This window comes from Nocardia sp. NRRL WC-3656 (genome assembly GCF_000720265.1).
Classification (GTDB): domain Bacteria; phylum Actinomycetota; class Actinomycetes; order Mycobacteriales; family Mycobacteriaceae; genus Nocardia; species Nocardia nova.
This window is the reverse complement of sequence record NZ_JOJF01000031.1, coordinates 1-13266: the sequence shown is the minus strand read 5'-3', so window position 1 is coordinate 13266 and position 13266 is coordinate 1. Positions and strand designations below refer to the sequence as shown.

The following is a 13266-nucleotide window of genomic DNA, read 5'->3' as shown; positions in this document are numbered from 1 at the left end:
GTTGTGGTCAGCGCGCTGGAATCAACCCTGCGGCAGGGCCGTTCATTCGACAAGTACCTACTATTCGGTCGGGTACTTACCAGCAGGTGTGTGAACAGGTAGCGAGGGTGCCGATGGGCGCGAAGAGATCCGGACCATATTTCTGCGGCATCGACGCCGCCATGGACGTGCTCGGCGGCAAGTGGAAACCGCTCATCCTCTGGGAGCTGGAAGCACACGGCGTCCGCCGCTTCGGGGAACTCCGCCGTGGGCTGCCCGGTGTCTCGGAGAAGATGCTCATCCAGCATCTGCGCGAACTCGAGGAAGACGACATCATCACCCGCAACGTCTTCCCGGAGGTTCCGCCGCGCGTGGAATACGAACTCACCGAACTGGGTTCGGCGCTGAACGCCGCCTTGGCACCGCTCGGAGCGTGGGGGCGCGCACGCATCGACCGGATCGGCGCATCGCGAGTCCACGGCTGACCCGGACGCTGGGCGGTGACGAACGAGCCGTGGCGTAAGGCGGCCGCCGTGGCGACCGGACCGTGGGTGGCGTCGATCCCGCTACTGCGCGTCGTGGTGTTCGGCGGGGGATAGGGGTCGGGCGTACATGTGGCCGTCGCGGACGCCGAACTCGATGCGGCAAGGGAAGATCGGGACTTCGTCGCCGGCGCGGTGGTGGTGGGTGACGAGCATGGTCATCGCCCAGTCGCGCAGCGGTACAGGCAGTGCGATCGTGGTGCCGTCGCGTAGTCGCAGGTGGGGTTCGCCGCGGCCGAGGGGGTCGGCGATGGTGATGCTGACGACGTCGAGGATCAGGCCGGTGTCGGTCGCGGAGGCGACCACGGGTGGGTCGAGCGCGAGAGCCATATCGGCAACTTAGTCGCGACACCTGTCCGCGATCACGGTGTGCGGCTCGTGTCGGCGCCGGGTTTTCCTGGCGTCTGCTGGATCCATTACATGGACAGCGCCCAGGGAACTAGTGAGACCCGCTACACCGACTGGCTGCCCCGCTTCGACCGGGAAATGGCCGCCGGTAAGGTCGGCGCGGCCCTGATCACCTGCATGTACGGCTTCGATCTGGCCCCGCCGCGATGCGTGTCATGCCCCGCGGCCTGCTCGCCGCCCTCACCGACAAGGCCATGTCCGCCGAGGACAAGAAGGCCGGCCCCGGCGACGTGACCATGCGCGCGCTCGCCCCCACTCTGCGCTGGGATTGCGTCATTCTGGGCCAAATGGCAGGCACGCTGACCACTTTCGCGAATCTCGACCAGGACGTGCTGTTGATGTCCGGTACGAAGAAGGGCCCGCGCTTCCTCATGCCCGCCCTCGACGACCTCGCCGCCACCCTCCCGCACAACCGGCGCGTGACGCTGCCCGGCCTGGACCACGGCTTACCCGCCGACCCCAGCCAGACCAACAGCGGCGGCAACCCCACCGCCGTCGCCCCCTCCCTCCGCGAGTTCTTCACCCAGCCATGACAACCGGCCCCCACGCCCTCGAAAGCGCAACGGACCGAAAACCTTTCGGCTCGCAGAGCGCCACTTCATTCGGAGATCGGGGGAGTGTGGGATTGCCGGTTCCGTCTCACTTCGGTGGTGAGGCCGCCTCGTTCCGGTTTCGGCCGGTCGGTGCGCTCAGTAGGGCGAAAACCGCGTCGAGCTGGTCGCGGGCTCGGTCGATTTCGGCTGCCCGGCCGGCGATGTGGTGCAGAAGTGTGCGCTGAAAGATCCCGTCGATGGTGACGTAGACGGTGGCGGGCGTCAGCGCCGGTTCCGTGCCGGAAAGTTCGCAGTAACGTGAGACGACCCGCCAGATCATCTCCTCCCGGCGGGCCTCGATGTCGAGGACGTCGGCGCGGAACGAGTCGTCGAACAGGCTCTGGTTGCGCAGGTCGTACCAGAGCCGGTGTATCGCCGCGTCGGCCTGGAGGGTGCCGAAGAAGGTCGCGGCGAACTCGGTACGCAGCTGCTCGGCGCTCTCGGCCGCCGCGCAGACCTCGTCGTAGCGGGTCACGCAGACCGCCTCGTATTGGCGTACGGCGTGGGCGATCAGGTCGAGTTTGTCGGTGAAGTAGTAGTGCAGTACGCCGTGCGAGTACTCGGAATTCTGTGCGATCTCGCGCAGGCTCGTGCGTGCGTAACCGAGTTCGGCCAGCGTGTGCAGAGTGGCCCTGGCCAGCTCGTTGCGCCGCGCCTGGAACTTGTCGCGGGCACGTTCTTCCACGCGGGCTTTGGGGTCGGCGACCTGCGTCACGTTGAGTCCTGTCCGGGTCACGTCATGTCTGTCCTGTGAGTGTAGCGGTGCCCGTGCGGCGTCCTTTTGACGAGTGTCCAAGGAAGTCTTGACGTCTGTCAAGAAAAGTCTTGACGAGTGTCAAGATTTCCGCTTACTGTGGCCTGCGACACATCGACTGATGACTGTCTCCTACATCACGCTCGCAAGTTCGCGACGCTTGCGGATCTCGACGAAGAGGTATCGATATGACGAGCTACAACCTGGCCGGCCGCACCGCATTGGTGACCGGTGGGGCACAGGGCCTGGGGGCCGGCATGGCTCGAGCGCTCGCGGCGGCGGGTGCCTCGGTGGCGATCGGCGACATCGACGTCGAGGGCGGCCGGCAAGCCGTCGAGGCGCTGCGGAAGGCAGGGGCGAAAGCCGAATTCATCGCGTTCGATGTCACCGACGACGCCGCATGGGAGGCCGCGACCACCACCACGGTGCAGGCGCTGGGCGGACTGGACATCGTCGTGAACAACGCGGGCGTCGAGGTCACGAACCTGCTGGTCGATCTCGACCCCGTAGCGACATCGAAGATGATGGAGATCAACCTGCTGGGCACCGCCCTCGGTATCAAGCACGCGTTCCGCGCCATGCGTCCCGGCGGTGTGGCCGGCAACGGGGGAGCGGTGGTCAACATCGCGTCGGTGGCGGCGACGATCGCGTTCCCGGGCATCAGCATGTACTCGGCGACCAAATCCGGCATCGACCGCCTCACCAGGGTCGCCGCGGCCGAATCCGGCAAACTCGGCTACGGCGTGCGGGTCAACTGCATCTACCCGGCGCTGACCCCGACCGCCATGGGCAACAAGCTCGCCGTCGACTGCGCCGAACTCGGGCTCTTCCCCTCTCCCGAGGCCGCCGCGCAAGCCGTTGCCGAGCTCACGCCGCTCGGCCGCCTCGGTCAGGTCGACGATATGGCCGACGCCGTCGTCTTCCTCGTCTCGGACGCGGCGAAATTCATCACCGGAGCGGGCCTCCCGGTCGACGGAGGTATGGGGATGTAGCCCGGACCTTCCACCGTCGCAACAGCTTTCACCTACACCCCCACCTTCAGAGGAGTTCAGCCATGCCCACCGACAAGCGCGTCGTCGTCTACGGTGCCTCCGGTTACACCGGTCGTCTTATCTGTGAGTACTTGCGCGAGTACAACATTCCGTTCCTCGCCGCCGGTCGCGACCACGGACGCGTCAAAGCCGCCGTCGAGGCCGTGCCGGGCATCGACACCGTCGACCACGAGATCGTCGAGGTCGAGCACACCACCGCCGCACTGGCCGAGGCATTCCGAGGCGCGGATGTCGTGCTCAACACCGTCGGTCCCTTCGCTCGCTACGGCCACGAAGTAGTGCAAGCCTGCCTGGAGATCGGCGCCCACTACACCGACACCAACGGTGAGCAGAACTGGATGATCGCCGCGCAGGACCGCTACAGCGCCGACTTCGCCTCGCGCGGAGTGCTTCTCACGCCCGGCCTTGCGCAGATGTACTCGATCGGTGAGATCGCCGCGAACATCTGCCTGGAGAATCCCGGCCTCGACACCCTCGACATCCAGGTGTTCTGGAAGGGCCATCCCACCGTGGCCTCGACCAACACCATCCTCACCAACGCGGCCTTCGCCAAGGCGTACTACCTGGAACAGAACGAGTACGTCGAATGGCCTCCCGAGGAGGGGCTCTACACCGTCAGCGTGCCGGGACAGCACGAACTCGGCCTGGCGCTGCCCTGGGGCGGCACCTCACACCCGGTGTGGTTCAAGAACGATCCACGCGTCGCCAACGCCCGCGCGCTGGGTGGCGTGTTCAATCGTCCACTGATGCAAGGTGTTCCGGTGTTGGTGGCCGCGGCGTTGCAGCAGATGGAAGGTAAGTCGGAGGAGGAGAAGTACCGGATCATCGACGAGCAGTCGGCAGCGATTCGCAGCGAGATGCCGCCGCGGGAGAACCCCCGGATCAACACCTCGTTGGACTCGGTGTACGCCTCCGGTCCGCTCGGGCGCGCGCACTGCGTGATCCACGGCAACTGCAACTACAAGCAGACGGCCCTGCTCAACGCGCACGCCGCCGCCGAACTGCTGCAGGGCCCACCGCGGCGCGTCGGATTCGCTTCCAGCTGCCAAGCTTTCGGGCATCGGGAACTGCTCGGGACGCTGCGCGCGTTCGGGCTCGTGCTCGATCCCATCGTCAGCGTGCACCGCTGAGGTCCACGATGCGTCTCGCAGATTATCTCGACAAGGGTGCGTCGCTCGGTCGTGGGGAACCCTGCCTCACGACCGGCGGCGTGACCGCCAGCTACGGCGAGGTCCAGGATCGATCCGTCCGCATCGCGGGTGCGCTGCAGCACACCGGTATCGAGGCGGGCGACCGGGTGGCAGTGCTGTCGGCCAACGACCCCCTCGCGCTCACCTGCGTATTCGGCATATCGCGGGCGGGCGCGGTGTGGTGCCCGGTCAATCCCCGCAACGAGGCCGACGAGAACCGGCAGCTGTTCGACCTGTTCGGATGCCGGCTGCTGTTCTTCCAGGAGAAGTTCGCCGGGCTCGTCGACCGGATCCGCGGCGTCCTGCCCCGCCTGGAATGGCTCGTCTGTCTCGACGGCGAATTCGAGTGGGCGATGCGCTACGACGACTGGCTCGCCGAGCATCTCGCGCAGCCCGACGAGACGCGCCGGCCGGAGGGCGGCCTGTGCATGCTGGCCGGCACCGGGGGCACCACGGGGCGGCCGAAAGGTGTGCGGCTCACCGAGGACAACATGATGACCTCGACGGCGCTGACGTTGATGAGCTACCCGTTCGGTGACCGGCCGCGCTACCTCGCGCTCGCGCCGTTGACGCATTCCGCCGGTGTGCTGACCTTTCCGATCCTGAGCCTCGGCGGCGAAGTCGTGATCATGCCGGCGCCCGACATCGGCGAATTCCTCGCGTCGATCGAGCGGCACCGCATAACCCACGCCTTCCTCCCGCCGACCGTTGTCTACGGCGTCCTCGACCATCCCGACCTCGACAGCCGCGACCTCGGATCACTGCGCTGTCTGTGGTACGGCGCGGCTCCCATGTCGCCGACCCGGCTCGAAGAGGCCCTGCATCGGATCGGACCCGTTCTCGGTCAGCTGTTTGGGCAGACCGAGGCCCCGAACATGATCGCCACGCTGGCACCGGCCGACCACTTCCGCCCGGACGGATCGGTGGCGACCGAGCGTCTCACGTCGGCGGGCCGGCCGACGCCATTGACCACCGTCGCCATCATGGACGCGGCGGGCACACTGCTTCCGCGCGGAGAGCGCGGCGAGATCGTCGTCCGCGGACCGCTGGTGATGGACGGCTATCACGAAAACCCCACGGCGACAGCGGAGGTCAGCGCCTTCGGATGGCATCACACGGGTGATATCGGTTATCTGGACGACGCCGGCTTCCTGTTCGTGGTCGACCGCGCGAAGGACATGATCATCACCGGCGGGTTCAACGTCTATTCGGCGGAAGTGGAGCAGGCCCTGTCGGCACATCCGGCGGTCAAGGATTCGGCGGTGGTCGGCCTCCCCGATGCCAAGTGGGGCGAACGCGTCACCGCCGCAATCGAACTCCGCGCCGGCCACGACACCGCAGGCGACGACATCATAGCCTTCGTCAAGCAACGGATCGGAAGTGTGAAGGCGCCCAAGGACATCGAGATCTGGAATGAGCTGCCTCGCTCGAAGGTGGGCAAGATCCTCAAGAACGAGGTCCGGGCGAAGATGCTGGACATGCGGACGACGTGAGCCCCGACGAGTGCCGGATCCAAAACATCATGTGGCCGGAGTCGTTGGGGGCGGCCTTATCGCGCCGTTCGGTCCGGTCGAGGTGAAATCCGAGCCTACGGGCGACGGCGGCGCTGCGAGTGTTGGCTGCGTCGCAGTGGATTTCGACCCGATCGATGCCGGGAAGGCGGAGCGCGGTCTCGGTCAGGGCTGCCGAGGCGCGGGTGATCACACCGCGACCGGTGTGGGCGATATGGCACCAGTAGCCGAGTTCGATTGCCCGGCAACCGACCCTGTCGTGCAAGTCGACACCCCCGAGCACGGTGTTGTCGCCGTCGAAGACGCCGTAGCGGAAAGATCCGCCATTGTCGGGCCAGCGTGCGATCTGCTCGATATGAGCGCGCTGACCGGCGAGCGTTGTCAGTTCGATCAGACTGTCGCCCCACCATGGACACAGATGATCGAAAGACGCCGTGATCGCTCGCCATCGCGCCGTCACGTCCTCGGGCTGCCATTGGCGGATCAACAGACGATCCACCTCGACTCGGCGCGGCGGCGTGATCCCGGGCGCCAAGGCCGCCGAACGTTTCAGCACTCATCGCACGATGGTGGCCACGGATTCCGGGGCTTGCAAGCCGATATTTTGGAGCGTCGAGGTCGGCTGGTACCGGCTGTGGGAATCGTTGCCGGGTGTGGTCCCGGGCTCATAGTCTGCTATCTGCGGAGGGAGATTTTCACGAAACCAACTCCGACGGTTTTATTGCCTCGTGTGGAGACCCCGTGGTGCACAGTGGAGGCGCTACCGTCTTGCGGTACCGCTGGGGCAGGCGAGGGAAGGTGGATCGGATGGGCCGGGTGCGGGATCTGCTGTATGCGGCGAAACGCCGGATGTATCGGGGTGACCGGCCGGGGAGATTGGCCCGGGTATTGAATCGGGCCTCGGAGTGGATGTATTCGGCGGGTGTGTTGTCCCCTGGCTACGCCATGACTTTGGAAGTGTCCGGTCGGCGTACCGGGCGCCCGGTGCGGCTTCCGATCGCGGTCGCCGAGTACGAGGGGCAGCGGTACCTGGTGTCGATGCTGGGCGCGGAGGCGGGGTGGGTGCGCAATGTTCGTGCGGCGCACGGTCGTGCGTTCCTGCTCCGGCGCGGTCGTGAGGAGGTGCGGCTCACCGAGGTGGAGGTGGGGGAGCGGGCGCCGATTCTGCGCCGTTACCTTGCTGTGGCTCCCGGCGCACGTCCGCACTTTCTGATCGATCGCACCGCCCCGCTCGGTGAGTTCGAGCAGATCGCGGACCGGTACCCGGTCTTCCGGATCGAACCCGCACGCTAGCTCCGGTTGAGGTGAAATGCGAAGTTCTCGCGGCCCCTCGGCATCCGGCGCTCGCGGTGGACCCCGCTACCCACCACTGCTACGTACCGATCCCGAAAGGCCCTGACGGCACTCCGGTGCTGTGGGAATTCGAGCCCATCAGCTGAACCTGTTTGGAACCCATGTCTGCCATCTCCCTCGACCGCGTCACCGCCGGCCACGACACCACCACGGTGCTCGTCGACGCCGACGCGGAATTCGCCCGTGGCGCCTGCTCGGCGGTCGTCGGGCCCAGCGGCGCCGGGAAGACGACACTGCTGCGGCTGCTCAACCGGCTCGCCGAACCCACCAGCGGCACCATCCTGCTCGACGGCACGCCGATCACCAGCCTCGACGTACTCGACCTCCGTCGTCGCGTCGGGCTCGTCGGACAACAGCCCGTCCTGCTCACCGATACCGTCTCCGAGGAGATCCGGTATGCCCGAGCGGATTTGGCTACGCAGCGTCTCGAGCAGTTGCTGTCCCTGCTGGGGTTGGGACCGGAGTTCGCCACCCGTCGATGCGCTCAACTGTCCGGCGGTCAAGCCCAACGAGTCTGCCTGGCCCGCGCACTCGCCGTCGAACCCGAAGTGCTGCTGCTGGACGAGCCGACCTCCGCTCTCGACAAGAACTCCGCCACCGCGGTCGCCGAACTCATCCGTACCCACACCCGCGACGGCGGCACCGTCGTGCTGGTCAGCCACGACACCGACTTCGTCGACGGCGTCGCCGACACGATCTGGTCGCTTCACCACGGGCGGCTGACCCGTAGTTCCCGTCCCCTCGAACCACGGAACACGAAATGACAGCGGGCCTTTCGGTGCCCGGCTGGGGCGGGGTGGCGACATCGCTGGCACTGGTGGCGGTAGCCGCCGCCATCGCCTACCGCCAGCAGTTGCACCTGACCCGCGAACTGCTCGTCGCCGCCGCTCGTGCCGGTATCCAGTTGGTCGCGGTCGGCGCGCTCTTGCTGATCCTGGTCCGGCACACCGGGCTGCCCGGCGCTCTCGGCTGGGTCCTGGTCATGATCGTCATCGCGGGGCAAGTCGCCGCACGGCGCGGTGCCGGTCTCCCGCACGCGGCCCGCGCGGCCACCATCGGCGTGGCCACCGGATCGGGCATCACTCTCGGCGCGCTGCTCGCACTCGGGATCATCTCCACCCAAGCCCGCGTCGTGGTCCCGGTCGGCGGCATGATCGTCTCCGCCGCCATGCAGGCCACCGGCATCGCATTGCGCCGTCTGCGCGAAGACGCCCAGCATGCCCGTCCGGCCATCGAAGCCCGGTTGTGCCTTGGCCTTTCGGCCCGAGAGGCGTTCGCACCACATCGTCGCTCGGCCCTGCGCACCGCGCTGATCCCCGCGATCGACTCCACCAAAGTCGTCGGCCTGATCAGCCTGCCCGGCGCCATGACCGGGCTCATCCTCGCCGGCGTCGACCCCCTCACCGCGATCCGCTACCAGATAGTTGTCATGTACATGCTGCTCGCCGCCACCGCGCTGGGCGCCCTCACTACTGCCCGCGTAGCCGAACAGGCCTTGTTCGACGACACCCAGCGACTTGTACGGCTACCCGACCGCTGACCCCCTTCGGTGAACCGCGCTTCCCGCCCGGCGATCCCCGAACTGCGCCTCCCTCTCCTGGTGGTGCGTAGCGCACAGCTGTTGGGCGGTTGCTCGATCCCAACTACCGCAGCTGAGATCGCGGCAAGGCCATTGCTCCGCAATGCGCAGGCAGTCCCCCAGCCGAAGACCCCGGCCGTACGCATGGACAGTCGAAATTGGGCCGTAGGTCCCTGGCCGCGAGCGAAGTGGGCGACGACAGTGGAGACAGCGTCTCCTACATGTGAGGAAGTGACGAGAAGTGAGTATCGCTCGACGTATCGCTCTGTTGTTCCGGGTAAAGACGAACAAGCTGCTCGATCGCACCGAGGACCCACGTGAGGTGCTCGACTACTCGTATCAGCGGCAGTTGGAGATGCTCGCGCAGGTGCGGCGCGGCCTGGCGGATGTCGCTACCAGCCGCAAACGCATCGAACTGCAGCAAAACCAGCTCCAGCAGGCCGCCGACCGCCTGCAGACGCAGGCCCGGCAGGCGGTCGGGCAAGGTCGCGACGACCTGGCTCGGGAGGCGTTGACTCGGCGCGCGGCAACCCTCGCCCAGATCGAGCAGCTACGGCCGCAGTATGACGACCTGGCCGCGCAGGAGGCGAAGCTCACCACCGCCTCGCAACGGTTACAGGCGAAGGTGGAGGCGTTCCGGACTCGCAAGGAGACGATCAAGGCTACCTATACCGCCGCGGAGGCGCAGACCAAGATCAGCGAGGCTGTCACCGGCATCTCGGAGGAGATGGGCGATGTCGGGCTGGCGATCCAGCGGGCCGAGGACAAGACAGCGCAGATGAGTTCGCGCTCGCAAGCGCTGGACGAGCTGATCGCCTCCGGTGCCTTGGAAGATGCCACCGCTCCGGTCGGCCGGCGTGACGATATTCAGGCCGCCCTCGACGCCGGCCGGGGCAGCGATGTCGATGCCGAACTGGCGCAACTGAAAAGCTCACTCACGCCGGCGATCGAGGCGAATGCGAAGGAAAGGCCGCAATCATGATCGTTCGTATTCTCGGCGAAGGCCAATACACCCTCGACGACGCCCGCCTCAGCGACCTCAACGAGCTCGACGACGAGCTGCTGCAGGCCGCCGACGCGGGAGACGACACCGGGTTCTCGCTCGTCTTGGGCCGCATGCTGGCCACGGTCCGGGATCTTGCCACCCCGGTAGCCGACGATGCGCTGGTCGCCTCGGATCTGGTCCTTCCCAGTGCGGACATGCCGCTGGCCGAGGTTCACGCGATGCTGCGCGACGACGGACTGATTCCGGGATAACTGCCATGCGTACCCGTTTCCGGCCGGACCATCGGCTCACGGCCCGCATGGGATTGACCATGTTCTTGCTCGGCTTGATCTATGTCGCGTTCATCGCGGCGCTGGTGGTGCTGATCAAGTCGGTCGTGGTGGTCGTGGTGATCGTGGGCGGGCTGCTGTTCGCGCAGTTCTGGTTCTCCGACCGGATCGCTCTGTACGCGATGCGGGCTCGCGTCGTCACCGCGGAGGAGGCGCCGCAGCTACACGGCATCATCGACCGGCTCTGCGCGACCGCGAACATGCCCAAACCGCAGGTCGCCATCGCGGACCTCGATATGCCCAACGCGTTCGCCACCGGTCGCAGCCCCCGCCGCGCTGTCATCGCCGTCACTACCGGCCTGCTGCAGCGGCTCGATGCCGATGAGCTCGATGGTGTGCTGTCGCATGAGCTTTCCCACATCGCACACCGGGACGTGGTGGTGATGACCACCGCATCGTTCATGGGCGTGCTGGCGGGCCTGATCGCACGATTCACGCTGTACTCCGCAATGTTCGGCGGTGGCAGCCGGGACCGCCGCGACGGCGACAACCTCTTTCTCGTCGTCCTGGCCGTGATGGCGGTCTCCGCGGCCGTCTACGCGATCAGCTTCCTGCTGATCCGAGCGCTGTCACGGTATCGCGAGCTGGCCGCCGACCGGGCTGGGGCGATCCTCACCGGCCGCCCGTCGGAGCTGGCCTCGGCGCTGACCAAGATCAGCGGGGACATCGGTCGCATTCCCAGCCGTGACCTGCGCACCGAGCAGCCGTTCAATGCGTTCTTCTTCGCACCCGCGCTGGGCGCCGGCGCCACCTGGTCGACGCTACTGTCCACCCATCCGAGCCTCCAGCAGCGACTGGACCAGCTCGGCGCACTGGCTACCGAACTCGGGCAGGAGAGCTGAAATCGAGATGGGATTCCTCAACGCGCTGCTGGGCCGCACCAAGCCGGTGCAGCCGAATCTCGATGTACTGTTCGCTGTTCCACCCGCTGCCTACACTCTGCAGGCGGCGCTGGACGTCCACCCGACCGGGGCTGGTGCCGTGTGCTTCAAACAGGCCGAGGGCGCAGGCGCAAGACAGTCCGAGGCCGAGATCCTCGATCTGCTGCACCTCGAACCGACCATCGCAGTGGCGGTGACGATCGACGAATTCGGCTACACCTGGATCACCTGCCGGCAAGACACTGCCGACCTGTCCGCATTGGTGACGGCGCTGCACGCGATCAATTCCACTCTGTCCGACAACGGTTTCGGCCCGAATCTGCTGTGCACCGTCATCGGCTTCGCCACCGCTGACCTCCCGCCACACCGGCTCGGGTTGGTCTATCTGTTCAAACGGGGCACCATCTACCCGTTCGCGCCCTCCGGCGCGCAACGCCGCGACAACACCCTCGAACTCCAGACCCGCGCAGCACTTTCCCGCGAACTCCCCATCGAAGCCGAACTCGAGCGCTGGTTCCCACTGTGGGATGCGCCTGTGCCGTGAAAACACAGAACGGCGTTTCGACACGGCTGTCAGGCGCAGACAAAACGTCGGGGTCCGGCAGTTGTTCGAGGCGAGAATTGCCGGTGGTCGACGTGGGGTGCGGTTCCGGTCGCGCCGTGGCGGAACTGTCGCAGCGCGGGATGCGTGTGGTCGGGGTCGACCTCACCAGATGCTCGATACGGCGCGAGATCGCTTGCCTGGTAACGATTTTCGGTCCGGCGACGCTACGGCGTCGCCGCTCGAGGATTCCTCGATGGACGGTTACCGCGCCGACAAGGTGTTTCACGAGCTCGCCGATCCTCGCGCCGCGCTTAACGAAGCCTGGCGAGTGCTGGCGTCCGGTGGGCGTGTCGTATTGGTTGGGCAGGATTGGGAATCGTTCATCATCGACTCCGACGATCCGGACCTGACTCGCACGATCGTGACGGCCAGGGCAAGCGCTGTCGTCAGTCCCGCGTCGCTCGCGGCTACCGGAATTTGTTGCTGGACAACGGCTTCGCCGACGTGGCTGTGGAGGTTCGCACCGTGGTCTTCGTCGATACCCTGATGGTGCCGATGCTTTCGGGGCTCGCCGAGAATGCTTGCGCTGCCGGGGCCGTCACCCGTGAGCAGGCGGACGAATGGATCGCCGAGCAAACCCATCGTGGTCGCAACGACCGGTTGATGCTGGCCATGCCGCTGTTTTTCGCCGCCGCTGCCAAACCTTCTGTCCGGCTACGGTGACCGCCGACCGTGCCGGCGTCCGCCGGAGCGGCTTTCGATCAGTGCAGCAGCGCAAGCACGCCGCGTCACCGGCAGCGGGGCTGATCGCGTCGATGCGCGTCGGCATTGTCCGGTGTGGTCGGGGAGCCGGAGTCGTTTGAGGGCCGAAGCGTTGAGGGCGACGATGATGCTGGAGCCTGACATGGACATGGCGGCGATTTGCCGCGGCCGATGCGCAATGCGGTCGGCGCGCCTCGAGGAGCGTCGGCGCGGTTTCTACATCGTCGGTACCCGGCCTCGGTTACGCGGCTGTGCCGGTGCCGAGTGTTTTCGTGCGCCGGATGTATTCCTCCTCGTCGATCTCTCCGCGCGCGTAGCGTTCGGCGAGGATCTGTTGGGGGCTGGGCCCGTGCTGTTGCGGGGGTGTGTTCCGAATGGCTGAGCCGCTCTTGCCGCTGTAGCGGATCAGGGCCACGATGCCGGCCCCGATGAGTGCCCAGAAGATCACCATGCCGATGATCATGAGTGCATAGCCCCACCCGCTCAGACCGTTGCCGTACCACATCATCATCGTCGTCTCCTTCGCCTCGTTCGCAGGTTGGTTGCGCACCGTGCCGATCGCAGTGCACGGCGGCGCGCGGGAGAATCACATCTGCATCGGCATCGGGCAAATGCCCTGTTGGTGCAGCCACATCATGATCGAATGCATGACCTGCATCATCGGCGATTGCATGTCCATCGTGGTTCCCTAAGTTTGTAGGTGTCTGGGGTTGGTGCCCTGGATGCCCAGAGCGGTGGGGTGTAGCTGATGGGTTTTTGCCTTGTTCGAGGCTCCGAAGGACT

Annotated in this window: 17 protein-coding genes and 2 pseudogenes; 14 read left to right on the top strand and 5 right to left on the bottom strand. The window is 66.4% G+C overall.

The window, feature by feature from the left end:
- The first annotated feature begins 113 nt into the window (after positions 1-113).
- Entirely contained in the window at positions 114-464 is a 351-nt protein-coding gene (locus IG65_RS0128720) for a helix-turn-helix domain-containing protein (RefSeq protein ID WP_030518073.1), read from the top strand.
- An 81-nt stretch (positions 465-545) separates the two neighbouring features.
- On the opposite strand, the gene IG65_RS0128715 is transcribed toward IG65_RS0128720, so the two are convergent.
- A complete protein-coding gene (locus IG65_RS0128715) occupies positions 546-851 on the bottom strand; it encodes a hypothetical protein (RefSeq protein ID WP_030518072.1) in 306 nt (101 codons plus the stop codon).
- Positions 852-1084: 233 nt separating this feature from the next.
- On the opposite strand from IG65_RS0128715, the gene IG65_RS0128710 reads away from it, so the two are divergent.
- Complete coding sequence (locus tag IG65_RS0128710) at positions 1085-1462, top strand: hypothetical protein (protein ID WP_197039962.1); 378 nt, start codon at positions 1085-1087, stop codon at positions 1460-1462.
- Positions 1463-1568: 106 nt separating this feature from the next.
- Here IG65_RS0128710 and IG65_RS0128705 read toward each other — a convergent pair whose 3' ends face one another.
- Complete coding sequence (locus IG65_RS0128705) at positions 1569-2237, bottom strand: TetR/AcrR family transcriptional regulator (RefSeq protein WP_051757120.1); 669 nt, start codon at positions 2235-2237, stop codon at positions 1569-1571.
- Positions 2238-2464: 227 nt separating this feature from the next.
- On the opposite strand from IG65_RS0128705, the gene IG65_RS0128700 reads away from it, so the two are divergent.
- From IG65_RS0128700 to IG65_RS0128690, 3 genes are all read left to right on the top strand, one after another.
- A complete protein-coding gene (locus IG65_RS0128700; RefSeq protein WP_030518069.1) occupies positions 2465-3268 on the top strand; it encodes an SDR family NAD(P)-dependent oxidoreductase in 804 nt (267 codons plus the stop codon).
- 62 nt (positions 3269-3330) lie between these two features.
- Positions 3331-4458 carry a DUF5938 domain-containing protein gene (locus IG65_RS0128695; protein ID WP_030518068.1) on the top strand — a complete coding sequence of 376 codons (1128 nt, stop codon included), beginning with the start codon at positions 3331-3333 and terminating at the stop codon, positions 4456-4458.
- 8 nt (positions 4459-4466) lie between these two features.
- Positions 4467-6011 carry an AMP-binding protein gene (locus IG65_RS0128690; RefSeq protein ID WP_030518067.1) on the top strand — a complete coding sequence of 515 codons (1545 nt, stop codon included), beginning with the start codon at positions 4467-4469 and terminating at the stop codon, positions 6009-6011.
- Here the strand turns inward: IG65_RS0128690 and IG65_RS0128685 are convergent.
- Positions 5965-6585, bottom strand: a complete 621-nt coding sequence (locus tag IG65_RS0128685; RefSeq protein ID WP_231509488.1) for a GNAT family N-acetyltransferase — start codon at positions 6583-6585, stop codon at positions 5965-5967. The two genes, IG65_RS0128690 and IG65_RS0128685, sit on opposite strands and share 47 nt — an antisense overlap.
- A gap of 251 nt (positions 6586-6836) precedes the next feature.
- Here IG65_RS0128685 and IG65_RS0128680 point away from each other — a divergent pair, with 251 nt between their 5' ends.
- The 9 genes and pseudogenes from IG65_RS0128680 (at position 6837) to IG65_RS38700 (ending at position 12444) form a co-directional block, all read left to right on the top strand.
- Positions 6837-7322, top strand: coding sequence for a nitroreductase/quinone reductase family protein (locus tag IG65_RS0128680; protein ID WP_197039961.1), 486 nt, complete (start codon positions 6837-6839; stop codon positions 7320-7322).
- Positions 7323-7483: 161 nt separating this feature from the next.
- A complete protein-coding gene (locus IG65_RS0128675; protein ID WP_030518064.1) occupies positions 7484-8146 on the top strand; it encodes an ATP-binding cassette domain-containing protein in 663 nt (220 codons plus the stop codon).
- Positions 8143-8922, top strand: a complete 780-nt coding sequence (gene fetB / locus IG65_RS0128670) for an iron export ABC transporter permease subunit FetB (RefSeq protein ID WP_030518063.1) — start codon at positions 8143-8145, stop codon at positions 8920-8922. The genes IG65_RS0128675 and fetB overlap by 4 nt, the downstream gene beginning before the upstream one ends.
- A 280-nt stretch (positions 8923-9202) precedes the next feature.
- Positions 9203-9943, top strand: coding sequence for a PspA/IM30 family protein (locus tag IG65_RS0128665; RefSeq protein ID WP_030518062.1), 741 nt, complete (start codon positions 9203-9205; stop codon positions 9941-9943).
- The gene (locus IG65_RS0128660) at positions 9940-10218 is read left to right on the top strand and encodes a hypothetical protein (protein WP_030518061.1); all 279 of its coding nucleotides are present in this window, start codon (positions 9940-9942) and stop codon (positions 10216-10218) included. The genes IG65_RS0128665 and IG65_RS0128660 overlap by 4 nt, the downstream gene beginning before the upstream one ends.
- Before the next feature lie 5 nt (positions 10219-10223).
- Positions 10224-11138 (top strand): zinc metalloprotease HtpX, encoded by a 915-nt coding sequence (gene htpX, locus IG65_RS0128655; protein WP_030518060.1) that lies wholly within the window; start codon positions 10224-10226, stop codon positions 11136-11138.
- 7 nt (positions 11139-11145) lie between these two features.
- Positions 11146-11721 (top strand): hypothetical protein, encoded by a 576-nt coding sequence (locus tag IG65_RS0128650; protein ID WP_030518059.1) that lies wholly within the window; start codon positions 11146-11148, stop codon positions 11719-11721.
- Positions 11722-11861: 140 nt separating this feature from the next.
- A pseudogene (locus tag IG65_RS39910) lies at positions 11862-12268 on the top strand (methyltransferase domain-containing protein).
- Entirely contained in the window at positions 12202-12444 is a 243-nt protein-coding gene (locus tag IG65_RS38700; protein ID WP_197039968.1) for a hypothetical protein, read from the top strand. Before IG65_RS39910 ends, IG65_RS38700 begins: the two are co-directional and overlap by 67 nt.
- On the opposite strand, the pseudogene IG65_RS39905 reads toward IG65_RS38700, so the two are convergent.
- Both IG65_RS39905 and IG65_RS0128640 read right to left on the bottom strand, forming a co-directional pair.
- A pseudogene (locus IG65_RS39905) lies at positions 12436-12645 on the bottom strand (hypothetical protein); the annotation flags it as partial. The gene IG65_RS38700 and the pseudogene IG65_RS39905 sit on opposite strands and share 9 nt — an antisense overlap.
- Before the next feature lie 79 nt (positions 12646-12724).
- Complete coding sequence (locus tag IG65_RS0128640) at positions 12725-12994, bottom strand: SHOCT domain-containing protein (protein WP_030518058.1); 270 nt, start codon at positions 12992-12994, stop codon at positions 12725-12727.
- Between the last annotated feature and the right edge of the window lie 272 nt (positions 12995-13266).